The organism is Gemmatimonadota bacterium (assembly GCA_016712265.1).
GTDB lineage: Bacteria > Gemmatimonadota > Gemmatimonadetes > Gemmatimonadales > Gemmatimonadaceae > RBC101.
Window position 1 is genome coordinate 21,358 of record JADJRJ010000010.1, and the last position, 12,881, is coordinate 34,238.

Consider the following 12,881-nt stretch of genomic DNA (forward strand, 5'->3'; position numbering starts at 1 on the left):
GCGTTGTTTCTGCTGCTCCTTCAGGTGTGGTGTGCGGGCGTGCGTCCTAAGGGGGATGCACGCCCGCAGTCTTTTCAGCGCTGCACCTTGCGGCACTCGGCGGCCCCTCGCCAGACCACACCGCAACTGCCGCCCCACACGCGCGCGTCCCGGTGACCGCTGTCAAAGGCCCCCGTCGTACACGCGCTCAGCACGTGCGCCATCTCGTGGCGCACCGTCGCCACGTGCCCGTCTGCGTTCTCCTCGGGGCTCAAGAAGATGGTCGGCACATCGCCTCCGGTGATGATGACCGAGCCCGTCACGCAGCGCGTCCCTGGGCAGCCGCCCATGGTCGAGCAACCCGTCGTCGTCATGGGGCAGAACCCGGTGTGGTCCGCGAACTCTTGCGCGGTCGTGTGCACCACGCGCACCTGGGCGACGTAGCGGCGGCACAACGGCGTCTCGAGCGTGGGAAGCGTTGGGTGCTCCTCCCAGTCGGCGGCGAGCCGGTGCGCAGCTTGTGCCCATGGGTCCGTGGCCTGCAGCGCGGCGAGCGGTGGGGGTGTGACGCAGGCGGTGAGCGCGAGCACTGCGAGGACAGGCGGGAGGCCCCGCATCAGGGCCACCAGCGCTGGCGTTGGCTCATGATCTGTGGCCAGCATGCGGTCCAGCGCCTCCGCGCCCTCGGCAGTCAGCACGATCGGTTCCAAGTCGGCCTGCTGCAGAAACTCCTCGAGCTGCCGTTGGAACTCGTCGAGAACACGATGCTGGCCGCGCGCCCGGAGCTGCAGCGCCCACACCGCCGGCATGTCGAGCAGGTCGAGCAGCCCGTCGACGGCGCTCAACGACAGCGCGTCGCCTGCGTGGGTTGAACCCAGGCGCTTGCGCCGGAGCAACGGGCGGCGGGCCCGGTAGAGCGGGCGTCGGAGAGGCCGGACAAGTGGGCACACGATGCGCACGAGGGTTCGCTCCAGGAGCCGCTCGGCAGGCGAGAGGTGGTGACGGTTGGCCATGCCCGAGAGCATGCCCGAGGCGCGTCAAGTACGCAAAATGCTAAATTTGTGACCTGGACCACACAGTGCAAGCAGTGCAAGTCAAGTGCAAGGTCAAGTGCAAGCTAGATCGTTGTTAGCATTGGGGAAGTGGCAGAGTGCAAGTGCATTGGGGGTCGTACTTTTTAATTGAAAAATCGTTGGCCGGTTTGGTAGAGCAGAAATGCTCCGCTCTACTTATCCGGCCAAAATATTTCCAATATTAGAACATGGGTGTTTAACACATACACTGGTTGCACTCTGTTAGTCATTTCAACGACTTAGGTCGAAAATCACTTGCACTCTGCCTTGCACTCGCTTGCACTTTACTTGCACTCGTAAAGTCGTGTAAAGTTGTCAACAGATAAGTCGATGCGTTGCTGTGTATCGTCATCGGTGGTCACGGTTTCTCAATGCAGCTGCTAACTAAGCCGTGCTAGGGTGCTCGGCATGGCGCTCTCACCGTACCGGGTTGCTCCCGTTCCGCACGCCCTTGGCCGCGCCTTCGTGGCATCGCACCACTACGCCGGGGGCGCGCCCAACACCTCGGTCTTCTGTCACGGTTTGCTGCTCAACGAGGAGCTCGTGGGGGTCGCCTTGTGGTTGCCGCCCACGCGGGTCGCTGCCGAGTCCGTGACTGGTGGGCGCGGCCCCGATGCGTGGCGCGGGGTGCTCGCGCTCTCACGCCTCGCGGTCGCCCCGAGCGTGCCCAAGAACGGGGCGTCGTTTCTCATCGGGAGGTCCATCCGGCTCATCCGTCAGGAACCCCGCTGGCACACCCTGCTGACGTACGCGGACACCGCGCAGGGGCACACGGGCGCCATCTACCGGGCCACGAACTGGACGTACCTCGGGACCACCGCGCCGGGCCGCCGCTGGGCCACGCCTGACGGGCGCCAGGTCACGGGCAAGAGCACGGTCAACCGCACGAAGGCCGAGATGCTGGCGCTCGGTACCGGCAGCTGCCGCCGTCGGTGAAGCACAAGTTCTTCATGCGGCTGCGCTGAGCGCCCAGCTGGTGTAGCTCCGCATCAGTGCTGGAGCGGGGCCTGACCAGCCGGTTGGAAGGTGGGCGCACCGCGCAGCTGGAAGGGGTAGATGGTGCCCTGCGCGCTCCGCAGGTGGCGGTACTTGAGCTGCTGCAGCCGTTGCCGGAACTTGTTGCTGGCGTAGGGCGTGTGGCCGTTCTGCTTCGCCCAGGTGTGGTAGATGAAGTACAGCTCCGAGCTCTTGATCCAGCCCTCGCGGCTTTCGACCTGCTGGTTCAGCGGGACCAGGCACGTCTCGATGAACTCGACGATGGTGTCGTTCTCGGAGCGCCACGCGGTCATGAGGTCGGTCGTGGCCGAGGGCGTCGGATAGGCCTCGGCGTTGAGCGCGTACCAGGCTGCAGCCAGCGCCTCGCAGAGGATGGCCGGCAGCTCCTCGAGCACGTGCTTGGCCATGTCGACGCGGGTGCCGCCCTCCTTCGCCCCAGCGCCGTGCTCGAAGTCGCGCTTGAAGTCGACGAGGATGAGGCGGCGCCAGAAGCCGGTGGTGTGGTCGCTGGTCTTCGGGAGGTTGTTGGCGTTGTAGAGGTGTCCAGCGATCGGGCGGAAGCGCCGCGGCGACTTGCGGATGGCGCGCCCGAGCATGAAGTCGCCCGTGATGGCAGCCTTCATGGGGCCCGTGTCCTCGATGTAGGCCTCGGGCATCTCCTCGACGGCGTTCAAGAGCTTGCCGGCCAGCATGTCGCGGTAGTACTCGCCCTCGAGGCTCTGCGGCTTCACGTTAGTGACCGCGTCGGGTCCCGGCATGCAGCCGGTCACGATGTCCATGAGCGTGGTCTTGCCGTTGCTGCCCTCGCCGAACTGGATGATCGCCTTGCCGAAGCGCGTTGCCTGGCCGAGGTTGCAGACCCCGATGAACGCGAGGTAGAGCTGGTGCCGTGTGGCGATCTCCTCCGGCGTCTCGTCCCGCCAGATCTCTTGGCAGAAGGTCGCAAAGCGATCCGAGCGCGCGGCCGGCTGGTAGTCGAACCCGAAGCGGAAGCGCGCGCGGTGTGCCGGGCTGTGCGGCAGCGTGTAGATGGCGTCGGGGCGCACCTCGACGAAGCCGTTGCGGAAGGCGATGCCCGGGCGCGCGGCCGCGAAGAAGTCGTTGTCCTCGAGCTCCGTGGCCATGCTGGTCATCACCGAGCTGACGAAGGGCGCGTTCAGCGCCAGAAGGCGCGGCTGCCGCAGGCGCGGCTTGGCCGGCGGCTTCTTGCCCTCGGCAACGGCCAGCGCTGTCTCAAGCTCCCAGGCTGCGAGCAGCTTCGCGTTCTTCTCTTCGTCCTCCTGCGAGGGCTTCGCCCCGTGCGTGGCGCCCGCGAAGGCGTGGACGTAGCGCGCCACGTCGGCCTCCGTGAGCTCGGCGAACACGCCCTCGGCGGGGTTGTAGTGGTACCATGTTCGCTCGGTGTAGGCGACCTCCCCGTGGGCCTGCATGGCCGCGATGAGCGCGCGTGCGACCTCGAGGCTGTCCCCGAGCTTGAAGTGCTGCGAGGGGCCGTGGATGACCACGCGCGGCGGTTGGGGCCGTGCCCGCGTGAGCGAGAACGATGGGAGTGGGGCGGGCACGGGCTCGGAAGGCGCAAGAGGGACGCCAACGGTGACCAGCATAGGGTGGATCTCAGGGGTGCGGGTGGCTGTGCAGGTCAGAGTGCAAGGTGCATGGCAAATGCACAAGGGGTTGCACTCTTTCAACGATTACGCAGGTTTAGGGCGTAACTCACCCCTCCCACGCTGAGTCAGCGGAGGCGTGGAGGCGAGCAGTGGTGTGGGGGACACACTCGCACGGCGCGCGGCGGGTGGCAAGAGGGTTGTCGTAGGGTCCGCTGCTTCGGCACCCACAAACACCTACATGTGGTGAAACAGCCTACCGTTGCAGCTTTGGTGGGCAGGTGGTACCACGTCTTCGTGCTCGTGCCCCAAGACACACCCCAGCATCCAGCGCCGCGGCCATGGGTCTGTGGCGTGCACTCCCGAGCTGTGCTCCGTGGTGCCGAACGTGCCCGCGTTGCTCTAACGGCCAGGCGGCTGTCGCCGTCGCCGAACAAGGGCTCCAACGGTACAATTAGATCGCAGTTTGCCTGTCGTTACGGGGTCAAACCCGTTGAAAAGTCGCAGGATTCCCGCTTTATGGGGGTCGCACGGCGTCAGGACTGGACAGCACGGCCGGGTTGTCAGCGGGGTGTGTCACGGAGGGCCCGGTCGTGTTCGCGCGACGGGCTCTCGCTCTTCACCCGGCGGGCCGGGTAGCTCTCGAACGTCTCGAATCAAGGAACCGAACGAACCTCATGGACAACGGATTCATCGCCGATGTGTTGCTCGCCGCTGGAGTGCTGTGCGGCACCCTGCTGCTCTGGAAACTCTACCTGGGGCGCAAGGCGCGCGAGGTGACCACGTTGGTGGTGGGCTCAGCCCCCATCACCGTGCCGAAGCGCCGCCTGCTCATCCTCACGGGTCTGCTCGAGCCCACGTGCGAGGCCTGCAAGCACTGGGACTACGAGCTCGGGCAGGAGTCGATGAAGCAGTTTGAGGCCTTCCAAGAGGCCACCAAGTACCTGAGCCCAGAGCAGATCGGAGTGGCCGACGAGGCCGCCAAGGGCGAGCACCCATGGGACATCACGGGGCCGCAGCTGCCCGCCGGGAAGCGCATCACCCGCTGGCAGGACTACGGCGCCTGCCAGCTTCACCGCGAGGGCACCCACAAGGTCTCGAGCTGCAAGGACTACACCTGATGGCCAAGAAGAAGCGTCCGATCACCAGCTACACCGACATCGAGGGCACCAAGATCACGGGGCACCACCGCGCCATCTGCTTCTGCGTGTGCCTGCTCGTGGAGGTCGGTGTCCCGCGCGAGGCACTCGTGAGCTTCCTGCAGCGAGCGCGCCTCACGAAGAAGACGGTCGATCACATCGAAGCTGTGCTCTCTGGGCCGCCCCCGCCGCCAGCGGAAGAGATCGCGGCGCTGGCGCGACACTACCGCGCGGAGGGGCTCGAGCTGTCCGCGAAGGGCGCCGAGCGCACGTACAAGCTGCGCGTGACTGCCTGGGAGCGGCGCTTCGACATCCACGACATCGAGCCCAACCCGTGGGGTGCTCCGATGCTCGAGCTGTTGCGTGCCCGCTTCGGTGAGTACCCCGCGTGGGAGGCGCTCCTCTCGGATCAGGCGGACATCCTCGAGGAGCTCGGCAGCTGGCAAGTCAACCACGTGCTGAACACGTGGCTCAAGAGCATCACCGCGCTCAAGGATCTGAGAGGGGACATCCGCGCCATCCGCAGCGGGCTGAACCGCAAGGACCGCAAGCGGGCTCGTCGGCACTACGACTTCATCACCTGGCTGGGCGGTACGGATTTCGTGGTGGCCTCGGCGTTCCAGCAGGCGAAGAAGGCGGCGCCTGCCACGAAGGAACCGGCCGCGTGACCACACCGCCCGACGAGAAGCCCACGTCCTCGTTGCTGCACATCCCGACGGCGCAGGACGTCAAGATCTACGGCGACCCGGCCAAGACCCAGGGCACCTGCGGCGACTGCAAGTTCTTCCGGCTTCGCGCGGGGCAGGAAGCGATGCGCAAGGAGCGCTTCCTCGACAAGCTGGTGCACGATGCCGAATGGCAGGTGCGCCACCTGGGCGCGCCCCCGACGACGCTCGGACTCTGCACGCAGGGCGACGCCAGCATGCTGACCGCGCGCAGCAATGTGAGCTGCGAGAACTTCAAGAAGGGCGACAACGACGCCGCCACGGCGGTGGTTCCATGAGCGGGCAGCAGGTTGCGCAGCATGCGTGCGACGTGTGCGTGGTGCTCATCATCACGTACGCCATCACGACGTCGGCGCTCTTCGAGACGTTGCGGCGCCTGTTGTCCAGGTCGGTGTTCCTTTTCCAGCTCGTCATCTGCCCGTACTGCACGGGTTGGTGGGCGGCCCTCTTCGTGGCGCACAGCGCGGGGGACATCTACCTGCTCACGCCGCTCTACTTCATGGCGCTGCCGGTGGTGCGCCGGTTGCTGCCCGACTTCCTCACGGGCCCGCCTCAGCATGAGATCGACGCCTTCCTCGAACGACACGACGCGCGGAAGCGCAGGGAGCCTTGGTTCCGATGACCGCAAAGCAGATGAAGGTGCTCGCCGAAGCACCCCTCAAAGACCTCGCGCGACTCACGCGTGACCAGATCACCCAGGTGGCGCTGAAGGTGCGCCGACGCAGCCCGAACGGTCGCGACGTGGTGGTGTGGGCGAACCGGCGCGACTACCCGATCGAGAACATCGCCAACGGCCAGCTCGAGCGCGACCTCATGGAGGCTGGTGGTGGCGGCAACTACATCGTCCAGATGTTCAACAACGACAACCCCCTCGAGGCGCTCAGCCCGCGGTGGCAGGTGCCTCTCGAGGGTCAGGCGTTCGACCCGAGCGCCGCGCGCGCGCTGGGCGGCCCTGGTGGCGGCGGCCTTGGTGGTCTTGGTGGCGGCTTCCGCGTTCCGGGGGCGCCCGCGTTCGCGCCGCACAACATCGGGGGCGTGAACGTGCCAGCGTCCGCCATGAGCGCGGGCTTCCCGCTTCCGCCGGTCAACGCTCTCGGCGAGATCATGGGCCCGCCACCCCCGAACCTGATGGGTACCTCGATGCCGCCGTCCTTCGACTACAAGAGCCAGTGGCAGCACGCGTTCGACACGGCCGCGCAGCCTGGGGGTGCGCTCGACCCTGCGCATCAGGTGAGCGTGGACTTCGCGCATCGCTTCGACGATCGACGCGAGTCGACGTTGCAGCAAGTGGCGGTGCTCCAGGAGAAGCTCGCGAACGAGAAGGAGACGCACGTGGAGCGCATGTTCGCGCTGCAGCAGCAGAATCAGGGTGGCGGGCTCGCCGCCATCATGCCGCTGATGATGCACATGATGCAGCAGCAGAACCAGCAACAGGAGCGCGCGGCGCAGGCCGCCATGCAGCAGCAGGCGCAGAACATGCAGATGATGCTCGCCATGGTCACGCGCGAGCCGCCCAAGTCGCAAACGCTTGACGCGAACGTGCTCGCGGCGCTGGCTGCCGCCGTCGTGCCTGTGGCGACCGCGTTCATCTCCAACGGCTCGCAGCGGCATCAGGCGCAGATCCAGGCGCAGATGAAACAGCAGGAGCTGCACATGCAGCAGCAGCAGGCCTTCCAGCAGATGTTCCTTCAGGGGCAGCAGCAGAAGACCGACATCCCTGCGCTCCTCACTGCCGGGGCGCCCATCCTCGCGGCCGTCATGACGGCGCGCCAGGGGCGTGACGAGCTCGCGCTGCAGCGCGCCGACCAGCAGTCGCAGAACTCGATGATGCAGCTGAAGATGGTCGCCGACATGGTGGCCGAGCAGGCGCAGAACTCGGGCAACCCTGACCTCGCCGAGCTGGCCATGCGCCTCATTGCCGAGGTGCTGCCCCAGATGCCCCAGGTCATCGGGGCGCTGCGCGGTGGGAGCAAGCCGGCCGCTCAGGTGCAACAGCAGCCGCCACGCGCCCTGCCGGGAGCGCCGGGGACCGCACCACAGGGCGCTGGTGTGGCGCTCACGCCCGCACAGCAGGCCGTCTTCCAGCGGGCGCAGCAGCTCCCGCAGGCCACAGACGGCACCGACTACAACACCAGCGTCGCCAACTGGGCGGGGCTCCTTGAGGTGGACGACGACGCGGCCGATGCCACGGCGTGGGTGCTCGAGAACCACCTCGCCAAGATGGGCCCCGCGTTCACGTCCATCGCGTGGCGCGAGGCCGTGTTCCACGCGCACCACCTGAGCGACCCCGGCCTCACGGCAGACCGGTTCCGGCGGGTGATCGACGAAGCCTACAACGAGGGCCACTTCCCCGAGATGGTCATGACCGCGCTCGAGACGAACACGCGCCAGGTGCTCGAGAGCGTCATGAGCAACATGCCGGTGACCGAGATGCACCCGGAGTACATGCGCAAGGTGCTCGACGTGTTCATGGAGCGGCTCAACGCGGACCAGGCGCAGACGGCGGCGCGCCAGGCCCCGCCACAACCCGTCGTGGTCGTGCAGCAGACCCCACAGCCGGTCCAGCCGGTCCAAGTGGCCCAACAACCCAAGCCGGCGCCCCCAGCGGCCCCCACGGCACAGCAAGCGGCTGAGGGTGCGCCCACGAAGAGCCTGCGGGTGGTGAAGATCGACCCGAACGGTGGCGCGGCAGACCTGGCCAATCTCCGCATCGAGGGCGACGATGATGATGGTGCTGACGACGACGACGACGACGACGACGATGACGACGACGACGATGACGGCGGCGCCGACGACGAGGAAGTGGGTGAAGATCTCGGCCCCGAAGCGCTCGGGCAGGTGCTCAACAAGCGAGGTGGGTTGTGAGCGTGAGCGACTCGGAGATGCCGCCCGGTGTCGAGGGCATCGAGGTCGAGGTCGAAGGCTACGACGACCGCTACCTGTGTCTTTGGGCGCACGATGACGCGGCGGACTGGGCGCTCGAAGCGGTCGGTCTGGGCCGTGACGCGGCGGCCGCGGCGACAACCGTGGAGTACGTGCTGTTCGTGCCTGCGAAGCATGTGACGCGCTCGACTCCCGAGGAGTGGTGGCTGTCGCTGCTCTGCCCTGCCGGGTTCGAATGCGTGGTCAAGAGCGTGGACGACAACGGGGCGTGTGTGCTAGGCTTGGCGCCTACGGTGACGAGCGGTAGGTAGCGGTAGGGAGTGCTAGGGCTCAGGTGTGGCCCGGGGCGTTCGGTGGAGAGACCGGACGCCCCATTTTTATGTGCCCGAGAAAGGTCGCTGAGAAAGGTGGTTGACAAAGATTCTGCCTCCTGCCAGCATGCCTTCCATGGGTTCTCTCACACCGCCCGGACATCACGGCGCGCCTATCGGCGAAGGGGCGTTCGCGCCCGTGTACGACGCGCTCGGGGCGACGTTCTGCGCTGACCGCTTCACGCACCAACAGGTGTGGGAGTGCTCCCAGGTGGCCGGTGTGCGCGTCTGGGCGTCTCACCGCGGCGAGACGTGGATGTTCGTTCCGTACAATGCCGCCGAGGCCGCGAGTGTGATGCTCGCTGTGCTGCCGCGGCTGCTGACGTGGCAGCCGGGAGCCTCATTCGACCCCGTGGCGCGCGCGCTGCCGAGAGACGCGCGGCTTCGGCCATACCAGCTCGAGGTGCTGCAGCGGTTTGCCCAACCCCAGTGTGGTGAGCGGCTTCTGTTGGCCGACGCCATGGGCCTCGGGAAGACTGCTTCCGCCATCGCGTGCATGAAGCTGCGCGGCGGTCCGAAGCTCATCATCGGGCCGAAGAGCCTTCGCTCTACGTGGCGCGCTGAGCTCCAGAAGTGGGCTCCGGGCGAGCGGTTCGACTTCATCGAGACGATCCAGCCGGCGGTCGTCTTCCAGGAAGCGCTCCCGGACATCTCGGCGCTCAAGTGGGTGTACATCCACTACGACCTCGTCCACGCTTGGTGGAGCTGGCTCCGTCTGGTGCCGTTCACCGGAGTGGTCCTCGACGAGGCGCACACCGTAAAGAACGTGACCACTCTGCGCGGCCGCGCGGTCATGCAGGCGGTGGGTGCCATCCCCGCGCGCGTCATTCTCACGGGCACGCCCGTCGAGAACCGGGTTGCGGAGTTCCATCACCTGCTCGAGCTGCTCACCGGGAAGGGCACGTGGGGCAGCAAGGGCGCTTTCCGCATCCGGTACGCCGGTGCCAAGCCAAACATTCACGGAGGGCTCGTGGACGGGGCGCCAACCCACACTGAAGAGCTCCAGCAGCGCATCCGGCACCACTACGTGCGGCGGACCGTCAGTATGGTGCGCCAGCAGGGCCTCGAGCTTCCGCCCGTGGAGCGCATCCCGGTGCCTGTACCGCTCGATGACAAGGCCGTGGCCCGGCTACAGAAGGTGCTCACACCGGCGGCGCTCCATGCGCTCAGCTTGTGGCGCCAGACGGGTACGCTGCCGAGCGCTGAAGACCACCAGGCGATCAAGGCCGTCGGGGCCCTGCGTGCGGCGGTGAGCAAGCACAAGGTCGACGCTACCGTGCAGACGGTGCGGCGCCACCTTGAGGCGGGCGAACAGGTCGTGGTCTTCACCTGGACACGCGACATGGCGGCCCACTTGGCAACGCACTTCAGCGCGATCAGCGATGGCGCCGGGGCGACGGTCATCACCGGGGAACAAGGCCTCGGGGCGCGTGACAAGGCCGTGTTCACTTTCCGCGAGCGTTGCGAAGCAGGCCGCCGCGGAGTGCTCATCGCCACTTACGGAGCGCTCGGCGTGGGCGTGAACCTGCAGTGCGCGAACGTGGTGCTCCTGCACGACCTCGACTGGACGCCGGGGGTCATGTTGCAAGCCGAAGCGCGCGTTTGGCGCGGTGGGCAACGCCGCAACGTGCTGAGCTACTGGATGGTCGCCGACGCCACCTTCGACGAGTACATCATCCGCACGCTGCTTTCGAAGGCTGACGAGATCGTAGCGGCCATTGGCGACGAGGAGCCACAGCAGCTGCGTGAGGCCTTCTCGGTTTACGCACGCCCCGAGGCGGGTGTGGAAGACTTCGTGCAGCAGCTCGCCCTCTGGGCGAAGAACAGGATCTGACCCATGGCTGACCCCATCACGCGAGAGCAGGTAGAGCGGGCGATGGACGTGCCGCAGCCCGACCCACTCGCGTACGCCGACTCACCCGTGTGGGATGACGGTCCGATGCTCGCGCGTCCGGTGCCTGAGGCGGTGCCGCAGCCCGAGCCCTGGCACGCGCGGCTAGTGCGGCTGGCGCAAGAGGCGCAGTCCGCCGGACAAGCGTGCGCTGAGGCAGAGGCCGCGTTCACTCAGGCAGACGCGGACCGCGAGAAGGCCCGGCTAGCGCGTGCTGCGGCCCGGGAGATGTGCCACGCGAAGCGGCAGGCGCTCACGGCGGCGACCACGGCGGCGGCCATCGTGGAGGCGGCGCAGCAGTCCGCACCGGTCGCCGAGCCCACCCGCCCCGAGCCGCGCTACAAGGTGGGGGACTGGGTGCGCGGTGAGGTGGGTGGGCTGTGGCGTGTGGCCGACGTGCGCCGCCGTGACGTGGGAGACGACTGCTACGACTTCGACGAGATGCAGTGGCGGCCGGCTGAGTACCTCACCCCCGCCCTCGACCCGGCGCTGCACGAGACGGCGCGGACGGCCGCGCGCATGCTCCACAAAGGCGAGTGGCCGCTCAAGGTCGAGCGCGCGCGTGAACTGCCGGGGTTCACGGCGTGGGACACGGGAGAGTTGCGTACGCCAGACTGGGCCGCGCAGCTCGAGCGCCTGCTAGGGGATGCGTCATGAGCGGCCTGGACCTGGATGCGCTGGAGGACGAGTACCCCAACGAGACGCACGTGCTCGCCCTCATCACCCGCCTACGCGCAGCCGAGGCCCGGACAGCGTGGCAGCCGATCGCGGCGGCACCGCGTGGTGTCTGGCTGGATGTGGCTTGGCTTGGAGAGCATGGCTCGCGCGATGGCCGACTCGACCCGACGCTGGTAGCGCATGGCACGTACGACGAGGCGAAGGTGGCCGCCAGCGGCGGTTGGTGGCTGGCCGGCGACGGGGCGGCAGAGAGCCCGCCGACGCACTGGCGGCACCATCTGCCCGCCTGGGCCGGAGCCCTCCCCGCTGCACCGGAGGCGCCGTGACCAATCCAGACGACGAACTGCACCGCCGATGGCGGGAACTGCGCAACAACGGCAGCGTGGGGGCCATGTCCGCCATGCGAGAGGTGATCTCGTTTGCACGCGCCATCGGGGCGCTCACCGACGATCAAGCGGAACTGTGGTCCAGGCGGATCGAGACGTGTCCCGGACACGGCGACGAGGGCGGTCGGTCGTGGTGCGCCTACTGCGGCGACTTGAAGCCCGACGAGGACGATGCGCCAGAGAGCGGGGCTCCCCATGCCTGACCTCCGCACGCTGGCTCAGGCGGTGGTGGATGCGCACGCCGCCTGGGTGGACGAGTACAACGTCCCCCAGCGAGAGCACGTGGAGGGCGCCTACGACGCGTTCACCAAGGCGATCGGGCCGGTCTACGACGGCGATACCGCCAAGCGCATCCTCGCCGCCCTGGACGCCGAACGCGCGCAGGGCTACGCGCGGGCGATGGGGGAGGTGGTGGAGCGTGCGGACCACAGCGCCGACTACACCGGGTGGAGCGACTACGCGCTAGGCCACCGGGACGCGCATGAGCGCCTTGCGGTGTGGGCCCGCGAACGACTACCGGCCGAGGCCGAGCGCGACTAAGAACGCAGTCATTCCGCGCGCTTGCAACTTTGTGTGCACAAGGCTCTTGCAATCTGAATCGTGTGTGCACATAGTTAGGTCATGACCAGCCCAAACACCCGCAGCGAGAACGAGACAGCCGAAGAGATTTTTGGGGGCTTTGAAGATCGCCGAGTGCTCCCGGAGTACTTCCACGCCGAAGAGCGCAAGAGCCTTGTCCTGCGCATCGGGAACGACCTGGTCGATCGCTTTGACTACCGCCTCGACCGCGCCTTCGATGTCGCTGAAGCGTGGGTCGCCCAGAACATCACCTTCCCCAACATCCCCGCCTGACCCGCTGATGAGACTCGGGGCGCCGAGTCGAAACCGCGAGAGCGGTCCGGGACGCACACCACCCCGAGAGGACACAGGACCATGACCGAACGACAAGAGCAAGCTCGCATTGACGCAATCCTCGGGATCACCCCAGGCTGCGTGAAGGTGCTTTGGGGTAAGGTTGTCGAGCGCGGCGCCGGGTTGAACTTCAAGGTCCACGGCGAGCACACCGCTTACCAGGGCGTCATGGAGACAGTGCGCTCACTATGACGGTTCCAGCGACATGCGGCGTGTGTCGTCACATGTGCGTCGAGCGCATGGA

General features: G+C 67.2%; 16 protein-coding genes. 14 read left to right on the top strand and 2 right to left on the bottom strand.

Annotated elements, in window-relative coordinates:
- Window positions 1-74: 74 nt before the first annotated feature.
- A complete protein-coding gene (locus tag IPK85_01325; GenBank protein ID MBK8246036.1) occupies window positions 75-992 on the bottom strand; it encodes a hypothetical protein in 918 nt (305 codons plus the stop codon).
- A gap of 468 nt (window positions 993-1,460) precedes the next feature.
- Here IPK85_01325 and IPK85_01330 point away from each other — a divergent pair, with 468 nt between their 5' ends.
- Complete coding sequence (locus tag IPK85_01330) at window positions 1,461-1,988, top strand: hypothetical protein (protein MBK8246037.1); 528 nt, start codon at window positions 1,461-1,463, stop codon at window positions 1,986-1,988.
- Between the two features lie 53 nt (window positions 1,989-2,041).
- Here the strand turns inward: IPK85_01330 and IPK85_01335 are convergent, their stop codons facing one another.
- A complete protein-coding gene (locus tag IPK85_01335; GenBank protein MBK8246038.1) occupies window positions 2,042-3,652 on the bottom strand; it encodes a hypothetical protein in 1,611 nt (536 codons plus the stop codon).
- A 677-nt stretch (window positions 3,653-4,329) separates the two neighbouring features.
- Between IPK85_01335 and IPK85_01340 the strand changes: the two genes are divergently transcribed.
- The 13 genes from IPK85_01340 (at window position 4,330) to IPK85_01400 (ending at window position 12,829) form a co-directional block, all read left to right on the top strand.
- Window positions 4,330-4,773, top strand: a complete 444-nt coding sequence (locus tag IPK85_01340; GenBank protein ID MBK8246039.1) for a hypothetical protein — start codon at window positions 4,330-4,332, stop codon at window positions 4,771-4,773.
- The gene (locus IPK85_01345; protein MBK8246040.1) at window positions 4,773-5,459 is read left to right on the top strand and encodes a hypothetical protein; all 687 of its coding nucleotides are present in this window, start codon (window positions 4,773-4,775) and stop codon (window positions 5,457-5,459) included. The genes IPK85_01340 and IPK85_01345 overlap by 1 nt, the downstream gene beginning before the upstream one ends.
- Window positions 5,456-5,794 carry a hypothetical protein gene (locus tag IPK85_01350; protein ID MBK8246041.1) on the top strand — a complete coding sequence of 113 codons (339 nt, stop codon included), beginning with the start codon at window positions 5,456-5,458 and terminating at the stop codon, window positions 5,792-5,794. The genes IPK85_01345 and IPK85_01350 overlap by 4 nt, the downstream gene beginning before the upstream one ends.
- The gene (locus IPK85_01355) at window positions 5,791-6,138 is read left to right on the top strand and encodes a hypothetical protein (GenBank protein ID MBK8246042.1); all 348 of its coding nucleotides are present in this window, start codon (window positions 5,791-5,793) and stop codon (window positions 6,136-6,138) included. The genes IPK85_01350 and IPK85_01355 overlap by 4 nt, the downstream gene beginning before the upstream one ends.
- Window positions 6,135-8,381: a hypothetical protein gene (locus IPK85_01360; GenBank protein ID MBK8246043.1), complete on the top strand. Its 2,247-nt coding sequence runs from the start codon at window positions 6,135-6,137 to the stop codon at window positions 8,379-8,381. Before IPK85_01355 ends, IPK85_01360 begins: the two co-directional genes overlap by 4 nt.
- Window positions 8,382-8,383: 2 nt before the next feature.
- Window positions 8,384-8,710: a hypothetical protein gene (locus IPK85_01365; GenBank protein MBK8246044.1), complete on the top strand. Its 327-nt coding sequence runs from the start codon at window positions 8,384-8,386 to the stop codon at window positions 8,708-8,710.
- Window positions 8,711-8,846: 136 nt separating this feature from the next.
- Window positions 8,847-10,604: a DEAD/DEAH box helicase gene (locus IPK85_01370; GenBank protein MBK8246045.1), complete on the top strand. Its 1,758-nt coding sequence runs from the start codon at window positions 8,847-8,849 to the stop codon at window positions 10,602-10,604.
- Between the two features lie 3 nt (window positions 10,605-10,607).
- Entirely contained in the window at window positions 10,608-11,318 is a 711-nt protein-coding gene (locus IPK85_01375) for a hypothetical protein (GenBank protein ID MBK8246046.1), read from the top strand.
- Window positions 11,315-11,665: a hypothetical protein gene (locus IPK85_01380; GenBank protein MBK8246047.1), complete on the top strand. Its 351-nt coding sequence runs from the start codon at window positions 11,315-11,317 to the stop codon at window positions 11,663-11,665. The genes IPK85_01375 and IPK85_01380 overlap by 4 nt, the downstream gene beginning before the upstream one ends.
- On the top strand, window positions 11,662-11,928 hold the full coding sequence (locus tag IPK85_01385) for a hypothetical protein (protein ID MBK8246048.1): 267 nt from the start codon (window positions 11,662-11,664) through the stop codon (window positions 11,926-11,928). Before IPK85_01380 ends, IPK85_01385 begins: the two co-directional genes overlap by 4 nt.
- A complete protein-coding gene (locus tag IPK85_01390) occupies window positions 11,921-12,265 on the top strand; it encodes a hypothetical protein (protein ID MBK8246049.1) in 345 nt (114 codons plus the stop codon). Before IPK85_01385 ends, IPK85_01390 begins: the two co-directional genes overlap by 8 nt.
- Before the next feature lie 81 nt (window positions 12,266-12,346).
- The gene (locus IPK85_01395; GenBank protein MBK8246050.1) at window positions 12,347-12,577 is read left to right on the top strand and encodes a hypothetical protein; all 231 of its coding nucleotides are present in this window, start codon (window positions 12,347-12,349) and stop codon (window positions 12,575-12,577) included.
- Window positions 12,578-12,658: 81 nt separating this feature from the next.
- Window positions 12,659-12,829 (top strand): hypothetical protein, encoded by a 171-nt coding sequence (locus IPK85_01400; protein MBK8246051.1) that lies wholly within the window; start codon window positions 12,659-12,661, stop codon window positions 12,827-12,829.
- Window positions 12,830-12,881 lie beyond the last annotated feature (52 nt).

Excerpts from the sequence above, each read along its gene's own strand:
- IPK85_01325 (MBK8246036.1), bottom strand. The coding sequence starts at position 992 with ATGGCCAACCGTCACCACCTCTCGCCTGCCGAGCGGCTCCTGGAGCGA.
- IPK85_01330 (MBK8246037.1), top strand. The coding sequence starts at position 1,461 with ATGGCGCTCTCACCGTACCGGGTTGCTCCCGTTCCGCACGCCCTTGGC.
- IPK85_01335 (MBK8246038.1), bottom strand. The coding sequence starts at position 3,652 with ATGCTGGTCACCGTTGGCGTCCCTCTTGCGCCTTCCGAGCCCGTGCCC.
- IPK85_01340 (MBK8246039.1), top strand. The coding sequence starts at position 4,330 with ATGGACAACGGATTCATCGCCGATGTGTTGCTCGCCGCTGGAGTGCTG.
- IPK85_01345 (MBK8246040.1), top strand. The coding sequence starts at position 4,773 with ATGGCCAAGAAGAAGCGTCCGATCACCAGCTACACCGACATCGAGGGC.
- IPK85_01355 (MBK8246042.1), top strand. The coding sequence starts at position 5,791 with ATGAGCGGGCAGCAGGTTGCGCAGCATGCGTGCGACGTGTGCGTGGTG.
- IPK85_01360 (MBK8246043.1), top strand. The coding sequence starts at position 6,135 with ATGACCGCAAAGCAGATGAAGGTGCTCGCCGAAGCACCCCTCAAAGAC.
- IPK85_01370 (MBK8246045.1), top strand. The coding sequence starts at position 8,847 with ATGGGTTCTCTCACACCGCCCGGACATCACGGCGCGCCTATCGGCGAA.
- IPK85_01375 (MBK8246046.1), top strand. The coding sequence starts at position 10,608 with ATGGCTGACCCCATCACGCGAGAGCAGGTAGAGCGGGCGATGGACGTG.
- IPK85_01380 (MBK8246047.1), top strand. The coding sequence starts at position 11,315 with ATGAGCGGCCTGGACCTGGATGCGCTGGAGGACGAGTACCCCAACGAG.
- IPK85_01390 (MBK8246049.1), top strand. The coding sequence starts at position 11,921 with ATGCCTGACCTCCGCACGCTGGCTCAGGCGGTGGTGGATGCGCACGCC.
- IPK85_01395 (MBK8246050.1), top strand. The coding sequence starts at position 12,347 with ATGACCAGCCCAAACACCCGCAGCGAGAACGAGACAGCCGAAGAGATT.
- IPK85_01400 (MBK8246051.1), top strand. The coding sequence starts at position 12,659 with ATGACCGAACGACAAGAGCAAGCTCGCATTGACGCAATCCTCGGGATC.